At 68.0% G+C, this 14,730-nt stretch carries 11 protein-coding genes; 5 read left to right on the top strand and 6 right to left on the bottom strand.

Features of this window, described 5'->3' with window-relative positions; genetic code table 11:
• Window positions 1-54: 54 nt before the first annotated feature.
• The 5 genes from AC5P5M_RS11785 to AC5P5M_RS11765 all read right to left on the bottom strand — a co-directional run bounded on the left by AC5P5M_RS11785 (window position 55) and on the right by AC5P5M_RS11765 (window position 5,758).
• A complete protein-coding gene (locus AC5P5M_RS11785; RefSeq protein WP_476341396.1) occupies window positions 55-696 on the bottom strand; it encodes a response regulator transcription factor in 642 nt (213 codons plus the stop codon).
• Window positions 689-1,744 (bottom strand): sensor histidine kinase, encoded by a 1,056-nt coding sequence (locus AC5P5M_RS11780; RefSeq protein ID WP_065176099.1) that lies wholly within the window; start codon window positions 1,742-1,744, stop codon window positions 689-691. Before AC5P5M_RS11780 ends, AC5P5M_RS11785 begins: the two co-directional genes overlap by 8 nt.
• Before the next feature lie 119 nt (window positions 1,745-1,863).
• Window positions 1,864-2,604 carry an MgtC/SapB family protein gene (locus AC5P5M_RS11775; protein ID WP_065176105.1) on the bottom strand — a complete coding sequence of 247 codons (741 nt, stop codon included), beginning with the start codon at window positions 2,602-2,604 and terminating at the stop codon, window positions 1,864-1,866.
• Between the two features lie 30 nt (window positions 2,605-2,634).
• A complete protein-coding gene (gene mgtA / locus AC5P5M_RS11770) occupies window positions 2,635-5,394 on the bottom strand; it encodes a magnesium-translocating P-type ATPase (protein ID WP_495205922.1) in 2,760 nt (919 codons plus the stop codon).
• 64 nt (window positions 5,395-5,458) lie between these two features.
• Window positions 5,459-5,758, bottom strand: coding sequence for a hypothetical protein (locus tag AC5P5M_RS11765; protein WP_065182320.1), 300 nt, complete (start codon window positions 5,756-5,758; stop codon window positions 5,459-5,461).
• Between the two features lie 376 nt (window positions 5,759-6,134).
• Here AC5P5M_RS11765 and AC5P5M_RS11760 point away from each other — a divergent pair, with 376 nt between their 5' ends.
• Genes AC5P5M_RS11760 through AC5P5M_RS11745 form a run of 4 tightly spaced genes read left to right on the top strand, consistent with a single transcriptional unit; the run spans window position 6,135 to window position 12,470 of the window.
• The gene (locus AC5P5M_RS11760) at window positions 6,135-7,316 is read left to right on the top strand and encodes an efflux RND transporter periplasmic adaptor subunit (protein WP_197600030.1); all 1,182 of its coding nucleotides are present in this window, start codon (window positions 6,135-6,137) and stop codon (window positions 7,314-7,316) included.
• Window positions 7,313-10,426 carry a multidrug efflux RND transporter permease subunit gene (locus tag AC5P5M_RS11755; RefSeq protein WP_111186906.1) on the top strand — a complete coding sequence of 1,038 codons (3,114 nt, stop codon included), beginning with the start codon at window positions 7,313-7,315 and terminating at the stop codon, window positions 10,424-10,426. Before AC5P5M_RS11760 ends, AC5P5M_RS11755 begins: the two co-directional genes overlap by 4 nt.
• Window positions 10,423-11,112 carry a heavy metal response regulator transcription factor gene (locus tag AC5P5M_RS11750; RefSeq protein ID WP_053515914.1) on the top strand — a complete coding sequence of 230 codons (690 nt, stop codon included), beginning with the start codon at window positions 10,423-10,425 and terminating at the stop codon, window positions 11,110-11,112. Before AC5P5M_RS11755 ends, AC5P5M_RS11750 begins: the two co-directional genes overlap by 4 nt.
• A 2-nt stretch (window positions 11,113-11,114) precedes the next feature.
• Entirely contained in the window at window positions 11,115-12,470 is a 1,356-nt protein-coding gene (locus AC5P5M_RS11745) for a heavy metal sensor histidine kinase (protein ID WP_227255275.1), read from the top strand.
• Between the two features lie 9 nt (window positions 12,471-12,479).
• On the opposite strand, the gene pip is transcribed toward AC5P5M_RS11745, so the two are convergent.
• Window positions 12,480-13,439 carry a prolyl aminopeptidase gene (pip, locus tag AC5P5M_RS11740; protein WP_277380714.1) on the bottom strand — a complete coding sequence of 320 codons (960 nt, stop codon included), beginning with the start codon at window positions 13,437-13,439 and terminating at the stop codon, window positions 12,480-12,482.
• Between the two features lie 61 nt (window positions 13,440-13,500).
• Here pip and AC5P5M_RS11735 point away from each other — a divergent pair, with 61 nt between their 5' ends.
• Window positions 13,501-14,610, top strand: coding sequence for a DNA glycosylase AlkZ-like family protein (locus AC5P5M_RS11735; RefSeq protein ID WP_111186909.1), 1,110 nt, complete (start codon window positions 13,501-13,503; stop codon window positions 14,608-14,610).
• The last annotated feature ends 120 nt before the right edge of the window (window positions 14,611-14,730 follow it).

Genomic DNA, 14,730 nt, shown 5'->3' with positions numbered 1-14,730 from the left:
CTAGCATGGGCCTCGTCGGTCGCGTTCCGCATAGATTTCATGGCTCCCATAAGGCTAGGCGAGCCCGGCCCGCAGCCGGTCGTACAGGCGGACCAGGTCGACCAGCGTACGCGCGCCCATCTTGCGCATCACCTGGGCGCGGCGCACCTTCACCGTGATCTCGCTGACGCCCAGGTCCGCAGCGATCTGCTTGTTGAGCCGGCCCCGGACCACGCCATCCACCACGTCGCGCTCGCCGGCCGACATCGACTCCCAGCGCTGCTGGAGGGCGCCCAGTTCGTCGCCTTCGCGGCGGCGCTGGCGATCGATGCCGATGCCCTTGTGGATCGCATCCAGCAGTTCCTGGTCGCGGAAGGGCTTGGTCAGGAACTCGATCGCACCGTCCTTGATCGCGTTGACACCCATCGCGATGTCACCGTGGCCGGTGATGAACACCACCGGCAGGTGCAGGCCACGCTGGCGCATGCCGCGGTGGAATTCCAGGCCGCTCTGGCCCGGCATGCGCACATCCAGCACCAGGCAAGCGGGCGCATCCAGCAGCGGTTGTTCGAGGAACGCCTGGGTGGACGCGAAGCCCCGTACCTGCAGGCCCATCGAGGCCAGCAGATCCTCCAGCGCCGCGCGCACCGAGGGATCATCGTCGATCACGTACACGATGGGCGCCGGCTCGACGGCCGGTGCAGCGGGTCTACGCATGGCGGTCCCCGATGGCAACAGGCAGGTCGAACACGAAGCAGGCGCCACCGCCGGCAACGCGTTCCGCGCGGATGTGGCCGTCATTGGCCTCGATCATGGAGCGGCTCAAGCTCAGGCCCAGGCCGAGGCCGCTCGACTTCGTGGTCCAGAATGCCTCGAACACGCGCTCCGGCTGTTCCGCCGGCAGGCCGATGCCACGGTCGCGCACGCTCAGGGTGATCCGTTGCCCGTCGCGCCGGCTCAGCAGTGACAGCCGGCGTTCGGCCACCGTTACGCCTTCCATCGCATCGACGGCATTGAGAATCAGGTTGCCGATCACCTGCTGCACCTGCACGCGGTCGGCCTGCACCGGCGGCAGATCCGGCTCCAGCAGCAGGGACACGGCCACCCCATGCTGGTCGAGTTCGCTGCGCGACAGCGCAAGCATTTCCTCCACGGCCTGATTCAAGTCGAAGGTGTCGCGCTGGGGTGCCGCACCCCGGGTCAGTCCGCGGATGCGGGCGATCACATCGCCGGCACGATGCGCGTCGGCGAGGATGCGTGACAGCGCCTGCCGTGCCTTGTCAACATTCGGCGGTTCCTGCGCCAGCCAGCGCTGGCAGGCGTCGGCGCTGCTGGCAATGGCCGCCAGCGGCTGGTTCACCTCGTGCGCGATGGACGTGGTCAGCTCACCGACGGTGGACGCGCGGGCGACCCGCAGCAGGCGTGCCTGCGCCTCCTGCACGGCGGCCTTGGCGGCTTCCATTTTCAGCGCCAGCCAGGTGGTGATGGCGATCACCAGCATGCCGATCACGGAATTGACCAGACCGATGCGGTAGGTGCCGAAACGCGTGAGTACGAAGCTCAGGCCGGTCAGGGCGACACAGGCCACGGCCAGGGCCAGCAATCCGCGCGGCGAAAGCACCCGCGAGGCTGCCAGGATCACCGCCGCATAGAAGCAGGCGGCTGCCACCGCGTAGTCGGTCAACGTGTCGAGCAGGAAGATCGCCACTACGGAGACGATCAAGGCCAGCAGCACCAGTGGACGGCGGGACGACAGCGAAGGCATCGGGACAGCTCCCTGGCGGGATGGAAAGGATAGCAAAGCCGGATCTGCCTTCCGCGGCAGGGCGTGTGGCCCGTGATGGCAGCGGCTGCCGCGCTGCACGTGCGCGCGATGATCTCGCGTCACTCCTCCAGGCTGGCATTCCAGAACCCCTGCAGGACGCCGGGCGTGGTGGATAACGCCGCCAGGACCGCATCCAGCTCGTCGCCGTCGGCGGTGGTGGCATACAGCACCGCTTCGATCTCCACATCGCGCTCGCCGAAGGGATGGTGGTCCACCGCGCGCACGGGGTACTGGGCCTGTTCCAGCAACAGCAGCAGGCGATCCAGTACCTCGGCCTGCTGTTCGCGCTGGCAGACGACATTGATGGCATAGACGGCTTCGCTGAACGTCTCCGGCAAGGGCTGCCGCTGGATGCGGTTGACCACCGGCCGCAGCAGCGTGTTGGCGGCGAGCACGAACAGCGTGGCCATCACCGCCTCCGGCAACAGCTTGATGCCGGCACAGGCCCCCACTGCCGCCGAGCCCCACAGGGTGGCGGCGGTGTTCAGGCCCGAGACCTGCGCGCCCTCCTTCATGATCGCGCCCGCGCCCAGGAAGCCGACACCGGAGATCACGTAGGCGACCACGTGCAGCGGCGACGGCGGCCCGCCGTACAGGTCGTGGAAACGGACAGCCAGGTCGACGAACACCGCCGCGCCGACGGCTACCAGCGTGTTGGTGCGCAGCCCTGCGGTACGTTGGCGCAGCTGGCGCTCCAGGCCGATGGCGGCACCGAGGACGAAGGCGGTGGACAGGCTCAGCAGCGAGCCGAGCGTGGCGCCGGCGTTGAACGCGGGCAGGTTCAGGTTGATGGCGGACATCAGGATCTCCCCAGGCACGGCCGGCAACGCCTACTGCCAGCCGTAGCGACGGATGTAGAGCTTCTTCAGTGCAGTGGTCAGTGCGGCATAGCCGAACAGGATCGCCACCAGGAACGGCCAGTACCCTGCCGGCAGTGCCTGCAGCCTGAAGTAGGTGGCCAGCGGGCTCATCGGCAGGATCACGCCCAGGGCCATGATCAGTCCCGTCATCAGCAGCAGCGGTGGCGCGGCGATGCTCTGCAGGAACGGCAGCTTCGGCGTGCGGATCATGTGCACGATCAGGGTCTGGGTCAGCAGGCCGACGACGAACCAGCCTGACTGGAACAGGCCCTGGTCGGCGGGTGTGCGAGCGTCGAACACATACCACATCAGGGCGAAGCAGCTGAGGTCGAAGACCGAGCTGATCGGTCCGAAGAACACCATGAAGCGGCCGATGTCGGCCGGGTTCCATTTCAGCGGCTGCCGCACCAGGTCCTCGTCCACATTGTCGAACGGAATGGCAATCTGCGAAACGTCGTACAGCAGGTTCTGCACCAGCAGCTGCAGCGGCAGCATCGGCAGGAACGGCAGGAAGGCGGACGCTACCAGCACCGAGAACACGTTGCCGAAGTTGGAGCTGGCGGTCATGCGGATGTACTTGAGCATGTTGCAGAAGGTGCGCCGGCCCTGGATCACGCCTTCCTCCAGCACCATCAGGTTCTTTTCCAGCAGGATGATGTCGGCCGCTTCCTTGGCGATGTCCACGGCGCTGTCGACGCTGATGCCGATGTCGGCGGCGCGCAGCGCGGGCGCATCGTTGATGCCGTCGCCGAGAAAGCCGACCACCTTGCCCTGCGCGCGCAGCTGGCGTACCAGTCGTTCCTTGTGCAGCGGCGTCAGGCGGGCAAACACGCGGTGGTGCTGCAGGGCGTGTGCCAGCGCTTCATCGCCCATGCGTTCGATCTGCGGGCCGGTCAGGATCGTGTCCGCGTCGAGTCCGACCTGGGCACAGACACGGGCGGTGACCAGTTCGTTGTCGCCGGTGAACACCTTGACCTCGACGCCATGCATCGCCAGTGCCTGCAGTGCCTGTGCAGCCGATTCCTTGGGCGGATCAAGAAAGGCCACGTAGCCGATCAGGGTCAGTCCACATTCGTCGGACTGGGTGTAGGTCGCCTGCTGCGCGCTGGTTTCCTTCATCGCCACCGCCACCACCCGCAGGCCCTGTTCGTTCAGTTCCTCGGTGGTCTGCCGGACCCGCGCCAGCCGCCGTTCGTCCAGTGGCATGTCGTGGCCGTTCTCGCGCACGGTGGAGCACACCGCGAGCATCTCCTCGACCGCGCCCTTGCAGATCAGCTCATGGTGATTCCCGCATTCGGATACCACGACCGACATGCGGCGGCGCTCGAAGTCGAACGGTATCTCGTCCACCTTCCGGTAGTCCTGGCTCAGGCGCAGCGAGCTCTGCAGTTCCACGTGCTCCAGCACGGCGCGGTCCAGCAGATTGATCAGGCCGGTCTGGAAGTGGCTGTTGAGATAGGCGAACTTCAGCACGTCTTCCGAGTCACGGCCGAACACGTCGGTATGCCGTTCCAGGGCGATCCGGTCCTGGGTGAGCGTGCCGGTCTTGTCGGTGCACAGCACGTCCATGGCACCGAAGTTCTGGATGGCGTCCAGGCGCTTGACGATCACCTTGCGGCGCGACAGCAGCACCGCCCCCTTGGCCAGGGTGGAGGTGACGATCATCGGCAGCATTTCCGGGGTCAGGCCGACCGCCACCGACAGGGCAAACAGGAAGGCTTCGGTCCAGTCACCCTTGGTCCAGCCATTGACCAGCAGCACGAACGGCACCATCACCAGGGCGAAGCGGATCAGCAGCCAGCTGACACTGTTGACCCCGGCCTGGAAGGCCGTGGGTGCACGGTCGCTGGCGATGCTGCGCTCGGCCAGAGTGCCGAAATAGGTGCGGTTGCCGGTAGCCAGTACCACCGCGGTGGCCGTGCCGGAGACCACGTTGGTACCCATGAACAGCAGGTTGTGCTGATCGAGCAGGCCGGCCTGCGCATCGCCCGGATGGGCGAACTTCTCCACCGGCAGTGATTCCCCGGTCATGGCCGCCTGGGCCACGAACAGATCCTTGGCCGACAGCACCCGGCAGTCGGCCGGAATCATGTCGCCGGCCGAGAGCACGAGGTGATCGCCGGGTACCAGCTCGCGGATCGGCAGGTCCAGCAGCCGTGAGGGCCGCCGGCTGTGCAGGTGCGCACCGAAGTACTGATCGGCCAGGTCTGCCGCTTCCGTTCCAGGGGTGCGCCGCAGTACACGCGCCGTGTTCCCCACCAGTGCCTTCAGCCGTTCAGCGGCGCGGTTGGAACGCCCTTCCTGGACGAAGCGGATCAGGGTGGACAACAGCACCATCGCGGCGATCACCACCGTGGCCTTCGCATCCTCCGTCAGCCAGGAGACCGCTGCCAGCACGGTCAACAGCAGGTTGAACGGATTGCGGTAGCACTGCCACAGGTGGCGCCACCACGGCAGCGGCTTTTCGTGATCGACTTCGTTCGGGCCGAGGGCGGCCAGCCGTAAGTCCGCCTCGTGCTGGCCCAGGCCATCGGCGTGCGAGTCCAGCCTGCTCAGCAGGTGCGCTTCATCGAGCTGCGCCAAGGTGACCAGTCCGGCGGTGAGGTTGAACGGTACGCTCCCGCTGTTGCCGGGACCGAAGCCGGCTTCGGGCATCGCCCGGCGCCGGAACAGGTTGCCGGCGCGCCGGCTGCGCAGGAAAGCGTTGAACCAGGCATTGAGCAGGCTCATGGGGAACTCCTTGATGGGGCCGGCGCAGGACCGGCACGCAGGGGGCAGGGCGTCGCGTCGCCGTTCAGGCGGAGCGCAGGGCCAGTACGTCAGGCGACCAAGGCTGCATGCGAAGGCGCTGGCTGCCGCCGATGCACAGCGGCTTCATCGCGTCGCGGAGGGGGTAGGGCAGATGGCGCAGGACGCTGATGCGCTCGCTGATCGGCAGCAACGAAAGGACGTCGGCCACCACGCGTGGCGAGCCCAGCGCCAGCGAACGGGCAAACAGCACTGGGCCATGCACCCACAGCTGGCTGCGCAGGGCGGTGACATCGCGCGTACCCATCAGGCGGCGCAGGGTGATGTAGAGGGTCTTGCAGGACATGGGGGCACTCTCCAGGCAGGTGCGCCTGGCGGCCCCCCCGCACTCACGCAGGCAGGGACCGGCCGCCAGGCGCCCGGTACGGGCGGAAACAGGCAGGCAGGGGCGCGTTGCGCCCGGCAGGGTCGGGATCCATCGGCGTCTCCGTGCAGGTGGGAAGGGGCTGCCGGGGGCGTTTCCCGGCGGTGGTGCCATTGTCGGCCGCTGGCCGGGCACGGCCTAGAGGCCCGTGGGTTAGCGTCGCTATACCTTGGTATAGCGGCCGCAGTCGAAGCTGACGGAATTGTCAGGCAGGCGACAGCATGGTGCCGGAGGTTGCCACCCAGGATGACGGCAGGCCTGCGCAGACCGGCGCGGGCACCGGATTGGACCCCCTGCCATGCGATTGCCTGATGTCACTGCGCTGCTGCGCCGCCGCCACCTCGCGCTGGGAGCGGCACTGCTGGTTGCCCTGTTGCTGGCGATGTTGTTCCACGGCGTTTCCCGCGGCGACGCACAGCCCAGCGCGGCACCGCCACCGGTACCGGTGGTCACCACGCGCGTCGAGCAGCGTGATGTCCCCCACTGGCGAAGCGGCGTCGGCACGGTGCAGTCGCTGCAGAGCACCGTGCTGCGCCCGCAGGTGGATGGCGTGCTGACCGAAGTGCTGTTCGAGGAAGGGCAGAAGGTGCGCAAGGGGCAACTGCTCGCGCGTATCGATGATCGCGCCATCCGTGCCGGTCTGGGCGGTGCACAGGCGGCGCTGGTGCGCGACCGCGCCACGCTGGACGCGGCGCGCTCGGATCTGTCACGGCTGCAGCATCTGTCCAGCGACCAGCTGGTGTCGCGACAGATGCTGGAGCAGCAGGCCGCCACCGTGCAGCAGTTGCAGGCCACCGGCCGCGGCAACCAGGCTGCGGTGGACGCAGCGCAGGTGCAGCTCTCGTATACGCGCATCGTGGCGCCGATGGACGGCCGCATCGGTCTGCGCCAGGTGGATCCGGGCAATCTGGTGCGCGCCAGTGACACGCAGGGGTTGGTGACCGTGCAGCAGACCGATCCGATCTCGGTGGTGTTCGCGCTGCCGCAGGACGCGCTGCCGCAGCTGCGACAGGCGCTCGCCGCAGGCGACGCACAGGTGCAGGCACTGGACCGCGAGGGTGGCCAGCTGCTGGCTGAGGGCACGTTGCAGGTGATCGACAACCAGGTGGACGAGGCCTCCGGTACGGTGCGGCTGCGCGCGCGCTTCAGCAATGCGTCCGATCAGCTGTGGCCCGGACAGCTGGTCAGCGTGCGGGTGCGCACCGGCCAGAGCACGGGCGCGCTGGTGCTGGATGCCGCGGCGATCCAGCGTGGCGTGCAGGGCAGCTTCGTCTACCGCGTGGTCGCTGATGGCAGCGTGGAATCGCTGCCGGTCACGGTCGGTGAACAGGACGGCGGGCAGGTGGTCGTGCAGGGTGAGCTGCGGGTCGGCGATGTGGTGGTACGCGATGGACAGTCGCGGCTGCGGCCGGGCACGGTGGTGGCCGAGGCCAAACCCGCCGCGGCGCCTGCAGCGGTCCGGCGCGGGGCGGCACCGTGAGCGCGCGCACCTCGCTGTCCAGCTGGTTCGTTCATCACCCGGTCGCCACGACCCTGTTGACCCTGGCGGTGGTGCTGCTGGGCGTGGCAGCATTGCCGCGCCTACCGGTGGCGCCGTTGCCGGAGGCTGAGTTCCCGACCATCCGGGTCAATGCCAATCTGCCCGGTGCCAGCGCCGAGACCATGGCCTCGGCGGTGGCCACGCCACTGGAAACCCAGCTGACGGGCGTGCCCGGCATCATCGAGATGACCTCGACCAGTGCACTGGGCAGCACTTCGATCACCCTGCAGTTCGATCTGGAAAAGAACATCGACACGGCCGCGCAGGAAGTGCAGGCGGCGATCAACGCCGCCGCCGGCCGCCTGCCCAGTGAACTGCCGAACATGCCGACCTGGCGCAAGGTGAATCCGGCCGACAGTCCCATCCTGGTGCTCAGCGTGGTGTCGACCCAGATGTCGATGACCGAATTGAGCGATCTGGCCGAGAGCCGCCTCGCACGCTCGATCAGCCAGATCAGCGGCGTTTCGGAGGTCGGCATCGTCGGCCAGCAGCGTCCGGCGATCCGCATCCAGGCCCAGCCGGAGCGGCTGGCGGCGATGGGCCTGACCCTGTCCGACCTGCGTGGCGTGGCGCAGAACGCCAGCCTCAACCAGGCCAAGGGTGCACTGATGGGCGAGCAGCGCACGTCCACCTTCGAAGCCAACGACCAGCTGTTCAGTGCCCAGGACTACCGGCGCCTGGTCGTTGCCTATCGTGACGGCGCACCGGTGGTGCTGGGTGATGTCGCGCAGGTGATCGACGGCGCCGAGAATGCCTACGTGCAGGCGTGGCCGAACGGCCAGCCTGGGGTCGGCCTGATCATCAGCCGGCAGCCCGGCGCGAACATCGTGCGCACCACCGATGCGGTGCTGGCCGCCTTGCCGGAACTGAGCGCGAACCTCCCGGCCAGCGTCGATGTGGAGGTGCTCAACGACCGTACGCGCACCATCCGCGCGTCGCTGCACGAGGTGGAGCTCACCCTGGTACTGACCATCGTGCTGGTGGTGCTGGTGATGGGCCTGTTCCTGCGCCAGCTTTCCGCCACGCTGATCGTCGGCGCGGTACTGGTGGTCGCGCTGGTGGCGACCTTCGCCGCGATGTACGTGGCCGGCTTCAGCCTCAACAACCTGACCCTGGTGGCACTGGTGGTTGCGGTCGGCTTCGTGGTCGACGACGCGATCGTCGTGGTGGAGAACATCCACCGTCACCGCGAGGCCGGGCTCGGTCCGGTGGACGCCGCCCTGAAGGGCGCCGGCGAAATCGGCTTCACCGTGGTCTCGATCAGCCTGTCGTTGATTGCCGCCTTCATCCCGCTGCTGTTCATGGGCGGGGTGGTCGGGCGCCTGTTCGCCGAGTTCGCGCTGACCATCACCGTGGCGATCCTGATTTCCATCGTCGCCTCGCTGACCCTGGCACCGATGATGGCCGCGCACCTGATGAAGCGCATGCCGGCGCACCGGGACAGCGAGCGGACCCTGGCCGGGCGCCTGCTGGCCGGCTACGACCGCAGCCTGCAATGGGCCCTGCGCCGCCAGCGGCTGGTGCTGGCGGGCTTCGGCCTGACCGTGGCGGTGGCGGTGGCCTCGTACATAGTGATTCCCAAAGGCTTCTTCCCCCTGCAGGACACCGCCTTCGTGTTCGCCACCACCGAGGCGGCGCAGGACATCGGCTACGAGGACATGGTGGCCAAGCACCAGCAGCTCGCGCGCATCGTTGCGGATGATCCGGCCCTGCAGGCCTACAACCACGCGGTCGGTGCCACTGCCGGCAGCCAGACGCTGTCCAACGGCCGCTTCTGGTTCGTGCTGAAGGACCGCGGCGACCGCGATGTGGACGTGCACGGCTTCATTGACCGGGTGCGGGCGAAGATGGCCAGCGTGCCCGGCATCACCGTGTACATGCGCGCGGCGCAGGACATCAATCTCGGCGCCGGGCCGGCGCGGACGCAGTACCAGTATGCCCTGCGCGGACAGGACAGCCGCGAGCTGTCGCAGTGGGCCGAGCAGCTGACCGAGCGGCTGCGGGGCCTGCCGCAGCTGCGCGACGTATCCAATGACCAGCAGGTCGGCGCCAGCGTGACCCGGCTGGAGATCGACCGCACGGCTGCGGCGCGCTTCGGCCTGACCGCCAACGACATCGACCAGGTGCTCTACGATGCCTTCGGCCAGCGCCAGATCAACGAGTTCCAGACCGAAACCAACCAGTACCGGGTCATCCTGGAGATCGCGCCGGGCATGCTGGGGCAGGTCGATGCGCTGTCCTACTTCCACCTGCGTTCGCCACTGACCGGGCAGATGGTGCCGCTGTCGGCCGTGGCCCAGGTGCAGCCTCCGGGCAATGGTCCGCTGTCGATCAGCCACAACGGCATGCTGCCGGCGGTGAACCTGTCCTTCAATCTGGCCCCCGGCGTTTCACTGGGCGAAGCGGTCGGCCTGGTGGAGCAGGCGCAGGCGCAGATCGGCATGCCTGCCAGCATCAGCGGCCGCTTCCAGGGCACGGCACAGGCCTTCCAGGAGTCGCTGGCCAGCCAGCCGCTGCTGATCCTCGCGGCCCTGCTGGCGGTCTACATCATCCTCGGCGTGCTGTACGAGAGTTTCGTGCACCCGCTGACCATCCTGTCCACTCTGCCGTCGGCCGGCATCGGCGCAGTGCTGATGCTCTGGCTGTGGGGGCTGGACTTCTCGATCATGGCGCTGATCGGCATCGTGCTGCTGATCGGCATCGTCAAGAAGAACGGCATCCTGATGGTCGACTTCGCCCTCGACGCACAGCGCAACCGCGGGCTGGCGCCGCTGGAGGCGATCCACGAGGCCTGCCTGACCCGGTTCCGCCCGATCATGATGACCACGCTGGCCGCGTTGCTCGGTGCCATTCCGCTGATGATCGGTTTCGGTACGGGTTCGGAACTGCGCCAGCCGCTGGGCGTGGCGGTGGTCGGTGGCCTGCTGATCAGCCAGCTGTTGACCCTGTACAGTACCCCGGTGATCTACCTGGCCCTGGACCGCCTGTTCCTGCAGCGTCGCCGCGAGCGCAGGGAGGCGGCGGGCGCTGCCCTGGCGGACCCTGGATGAAACTGCTGATCGTGGAAGATGAAGGCAAGACCGCCCATTACCTGCGCACCGGCCTGGGCGAGCAGGGCTGGGCGGTGGATCTGGCTGCAGACGGTGTCACCGGCCTGCATCTGGCGCGCGAGTTCGACTACGACGTGATCGTGCTGGATGTGATGCTGCCGGGCATGGATGGCTTCAGCGTGCTGCGCGAGCTGCGCCGCAGCAAGCAGACACCGGTGATCATGCTGACCGCGCGGGACCGCGTGGATGATCGCGTGCACGGCCTGGGGCAGGGCGCCGACGACTACCTGGTCAAGCCGTTCTCGTTCATCGAACTGCTGGCGCGGCTGCAGGCCCTCGTGCGGCGTGGGCGCCAGCAGGAGCCGACCGAACTGCAGGTGGGCGATCTGCAGGTGAACCTGCTGGCCCGGCGGGCTTACCGCGATGGCTCGCGGCTGGACCTGACCGGCAAGGAGTTCGCGCTGCTGGCGCTGCTGGCACAGCGGCGGGGCCAGATCCTGTCCAAGACGGTGATCGCCGCCCAGGTCTGGGACATCAATTTCGACAGCAATACCAATGTGGTCGAAGTGGCGATCAAGCGCCTGCGCGGCAAGATCGACGGCCCTTACCCGAGCAAGCTGCTGCATACCGTGCGCGGCATGGGCTACGTGCTGGAAGTGCGCGAGGACGAGGGTGGGCGGGGATGAGGATGTCGATCGCCCAGCGCCTGTCGGCGATGTTCGCGCTGGCCGCATTGCTGGTGTTTGCTCTGCTGGGCGTGGGCGTCTATGGCGTGCTCGAGCGGCAGGTGGTGCGCTACCAGCATGCGGAACTGCAGACCAAGCTGCACGCGGTCAGTGGCAGCGTCGCGATGTGCGACAGCACCGAGCGCTGGAACAAGGTGCGCGAGAAGGTCGGCAACCTGATCTCCGGGGACCGCGACACCCTGGTCTGGGCATGGAGCGAGAACCCCACATTCCGCATCGGCCAGGCAGAGCCGCAGGTGCAGGCCCCCGGCAAGGGTGACAACGGCATGGGCACGCTGGCGCGTGAGGGTGGGCACCCGCTGCGCACGCTGTATGAACGGGTGCCGGGCAAGGGTGCGCGACCGGATGTGGACCTGTGGATCGGCATCGACTCGGAGCCCTATACGCAGGCGCTGCAGCGCTTCGGCGTTGCGTTGTGGGTGGCCGGCGGGCTGGGCGTGCTGCTGGTGGCCGGGCTCGGCTACTGGATCGCCCGGCTGGGGCTGGCCCCGCTGCGGGCGCTGTCCAACGAGGCACGCTCGCTCAGCCCGCAGCGGCTGTCGCAGCGCCTGGCCGCGCAGGGACTGCCGGCCGAACTGGGCCACCTCACGCAGGCCTTCAACGGCGCGCTGGATCGGTTGGAAGCAGCGTACACGCGGCTGGACGGGTTCAACGCGGACGTCGCGCACGAGCTGCGCACCCCCCTGGCCAATCTGATGGGACAGACCCAGGTGGCCCTGTCCCGTCCGCGTGATGTGGCGGCGCTGCAGGAGGTCATGCAGTCCAACCTGGAGGAACTGGAGCGCCTGCGTGCGATCGTCAACGATATGTTGTTCCTGTCGCGGGCCGGCCAGGGCGATATCGCGGTGGAAACGCGTCAGGTCCAGCTGGCAGACGAGGTCGCCACCGCCGGTGAATTCATGGAATTCCTGTTCGAAGAGGCCCAGCTGACGTTGCATGTCGAAGGCGACGCCACCGCCCGCATCGATCCGTCGTTGTTCCGCCGCGCGCTGACCAACCTGTTGCACAACGCCGTGCAGCATGCGCGTCCAGGCAGCGACGTGCGTGTGCAGCTGCAGTCCGAAGGCGAGGGCGTGCGGGTGGCCGTGCTGAATGAAGGCAACGGCATCGCCGCCGAGCATCTGCCCCTGCTGTTCGAGCGCTTCTACCGGGTCGACCAGGCCCGTGAGTATCGGGGCGAGCGCCATCACGGGCTGGGGTTGTCCATCGTCAAGGCCATCGCCGCACTGCATGGCGGCGAAGTGTTCGTGGCCAGTTCGGACGGTCTGACGACGGTCGGCTTCACCGTGGCACGGTGAAGGGGCGATTCAGCCGGGCTGGCCGAAACGATCGGCGAAGTCGTCGGTCGCGCGCACCAGCGCGTCGGTCGTGGCCGCTTCGTTCGCACTGTGGCCGGCAATCACCATCTCCAGTCTGGCTTCCGGCCACGCCTTGGCCAGTTCCCACGCGCTGCGTGGCGGACAGATGATGTCGTAGCGGCCCTGTACGATCACCGCCGGGAGGTGGCGGATCCGCTCCACATCGCGCAGCAGCTGGCCGGGCTCAAGGAAGGCCCTGTTGCGGAAGTAATGCGCCTCTATCCGGGCCTTGGCCAGGGTATCCATCGGGTCGCTGCTGGATTCGGCGGACACCTCGTGCTGCAGGGTCGCAGCATTGTCCTCCCAGCCCAGCCACGCCATTGCGGCAGCAATGCGGATGGCGGGGTCCGGGCTGTCCAGGCGTGTCCAGTACGCCTGCAGCAGGTTGCCGCGCTCATCTTCGGGAATGTGCGCTTCATAGCGGTCCCAGCGCTCCGGAAATATCCAGCGCGCACCGCCCTGCGGCTCGGAAAACCATTGGTTCTCGATGTCCCGCCCCAGATACACGCCGCGCACGATGAGGCCGGTGGCGCGGGCGGGATGGGCCTGCGCGTACGCCAGCGACAACGTCGAGCCCCAGGAGCCGCCATACACCAGCCAGCGCTCGATACCGAGGTGCTCACGTACCTTCTCGATATCGGCCACCAGTTCCTGCGTGGTGTTGTCGCGCAGTTCGCCGAACGGGGTGGAACGGCCGCTGCCGCGCTGGTCGATCAGCACGATGCGGTACCGCGCCGGGTCGAAGAAGCGACGATGCGTGGGTGAGATGCCGGCACCGGGACCGCCATGCAGATACACCACCGGAATGCCGTCGGGCGTCCCGCACTCTTCGACATGCAGGGTGTGCAGCGTGCTCACGGGCAGAGTGTGCTCGCGATAGGGCGTGATCGGGGGATACAGCGTGCGCATGATGGACGTCAGTGGACCGGGGTCTGACAGCATACCCCCGGCGCGCGCCTACAATGGCGTCATGTCCAGGCAGCCCACTCTCGACGACCTGCGCCGCTACGCGGTGGCGCGCACCCTGTTCCCGCCAACAACGTTGATGGCTGCGATCCGGCGGCTGGGCTTCGTACAGGCCGATCCGATCCGCGCGCCGGCCCGGGCACAGGATCTGACACTGCGGCATCGGGTGAAGGACTATCGGGCCGGTGACCTCGAGCGGCGTTACCCGCGCCTGCCGGTAGAGGAGGACTGCCTGGTCAACTACGGCTTCCTGCCGCGCGAGTACCTGGCGTTGATGCATCCCCGCGTGGCCCGGCGTGCATGGGACGCGGACACCGAACGCCGTGCGGCGGATGTGCTGGCGTTCGTGCGCGAACGTGGCAGCGTGCATCCGCGCGAGGTCGACCAGGCGTTCGCGCACGGCCGGGTGACCAACTACTGGGGCGGCACCAGCAACGCCAGCACGCATCTGCTGGAGGGCATGCACTATCGCGGCCTGCTGCGGGTGCAGCGGCGCGACAGCGGAACGCGCATCTACAGCGTGGCCGAGCATGCGCCGGCGGAGGACAGCGAGGACGGGCGCGTGCGGCGCGCGGCTGCACTGGTCGCGTTGATCGTGCGCAAGTACGCGCCGCTTCCATCGGCCAGCCTGACCTACCTGGCCCGGCTGCTGGGCTACGGCGCACCGCATCTGGCCGAGCAGACCCGGCAGGCGCTGAAGCTGGCGAAGGAACAGCTGGCGAGCGCTACCGTGGAGGGCACCACGTGGTACTGGCCGGCGGACGAGAATCCGCGCTCACGACGGCATGCGCCGGACGAGCAGGTACGCCTGCTGGCGCCGTTCGATCCGGTGGTCTGGGACCGCCGGCGGTTCGAGCTGCTGTGGGGCTGGGTCTACAGGTTCGAGGCCTACACGCCGGCGCCCAAGCGCCAGTATGGCTACTACGCGCTGCCGATGTTGTGGCACGAGCAGGTGGTGGGGTGGGCCAATGTGACTGTCCGCGACGGCCAGCTTGAGCCATCGCTCGGCTACGCGGGGCGCTCACTGGCGCGCGACCGGCTGTTCCGCAGTGCGCTGGAGGACGAGCTGCAGCGCATGGCGCTGTTTCTGGCGGGCGGGCGCGGGGCCGGGTAGCGCTCGCAGCAGGTTGCTGTGGGCGCGTTCGCCATGATCGCCGAGCGTCGTTTCGATGACGTCGACGGCGCCTGCATGACGGCGCAGGCACAGTGGTAGCTCTGCCCGCCGGCTTCAGGA

This window comes from Stenotrophomonas sp. YJH_SMC_106-19, from assembly GCF_059368375.1.
This window is presented reverse-complemented; position numbering and strand designations above follow the sequence as displayed.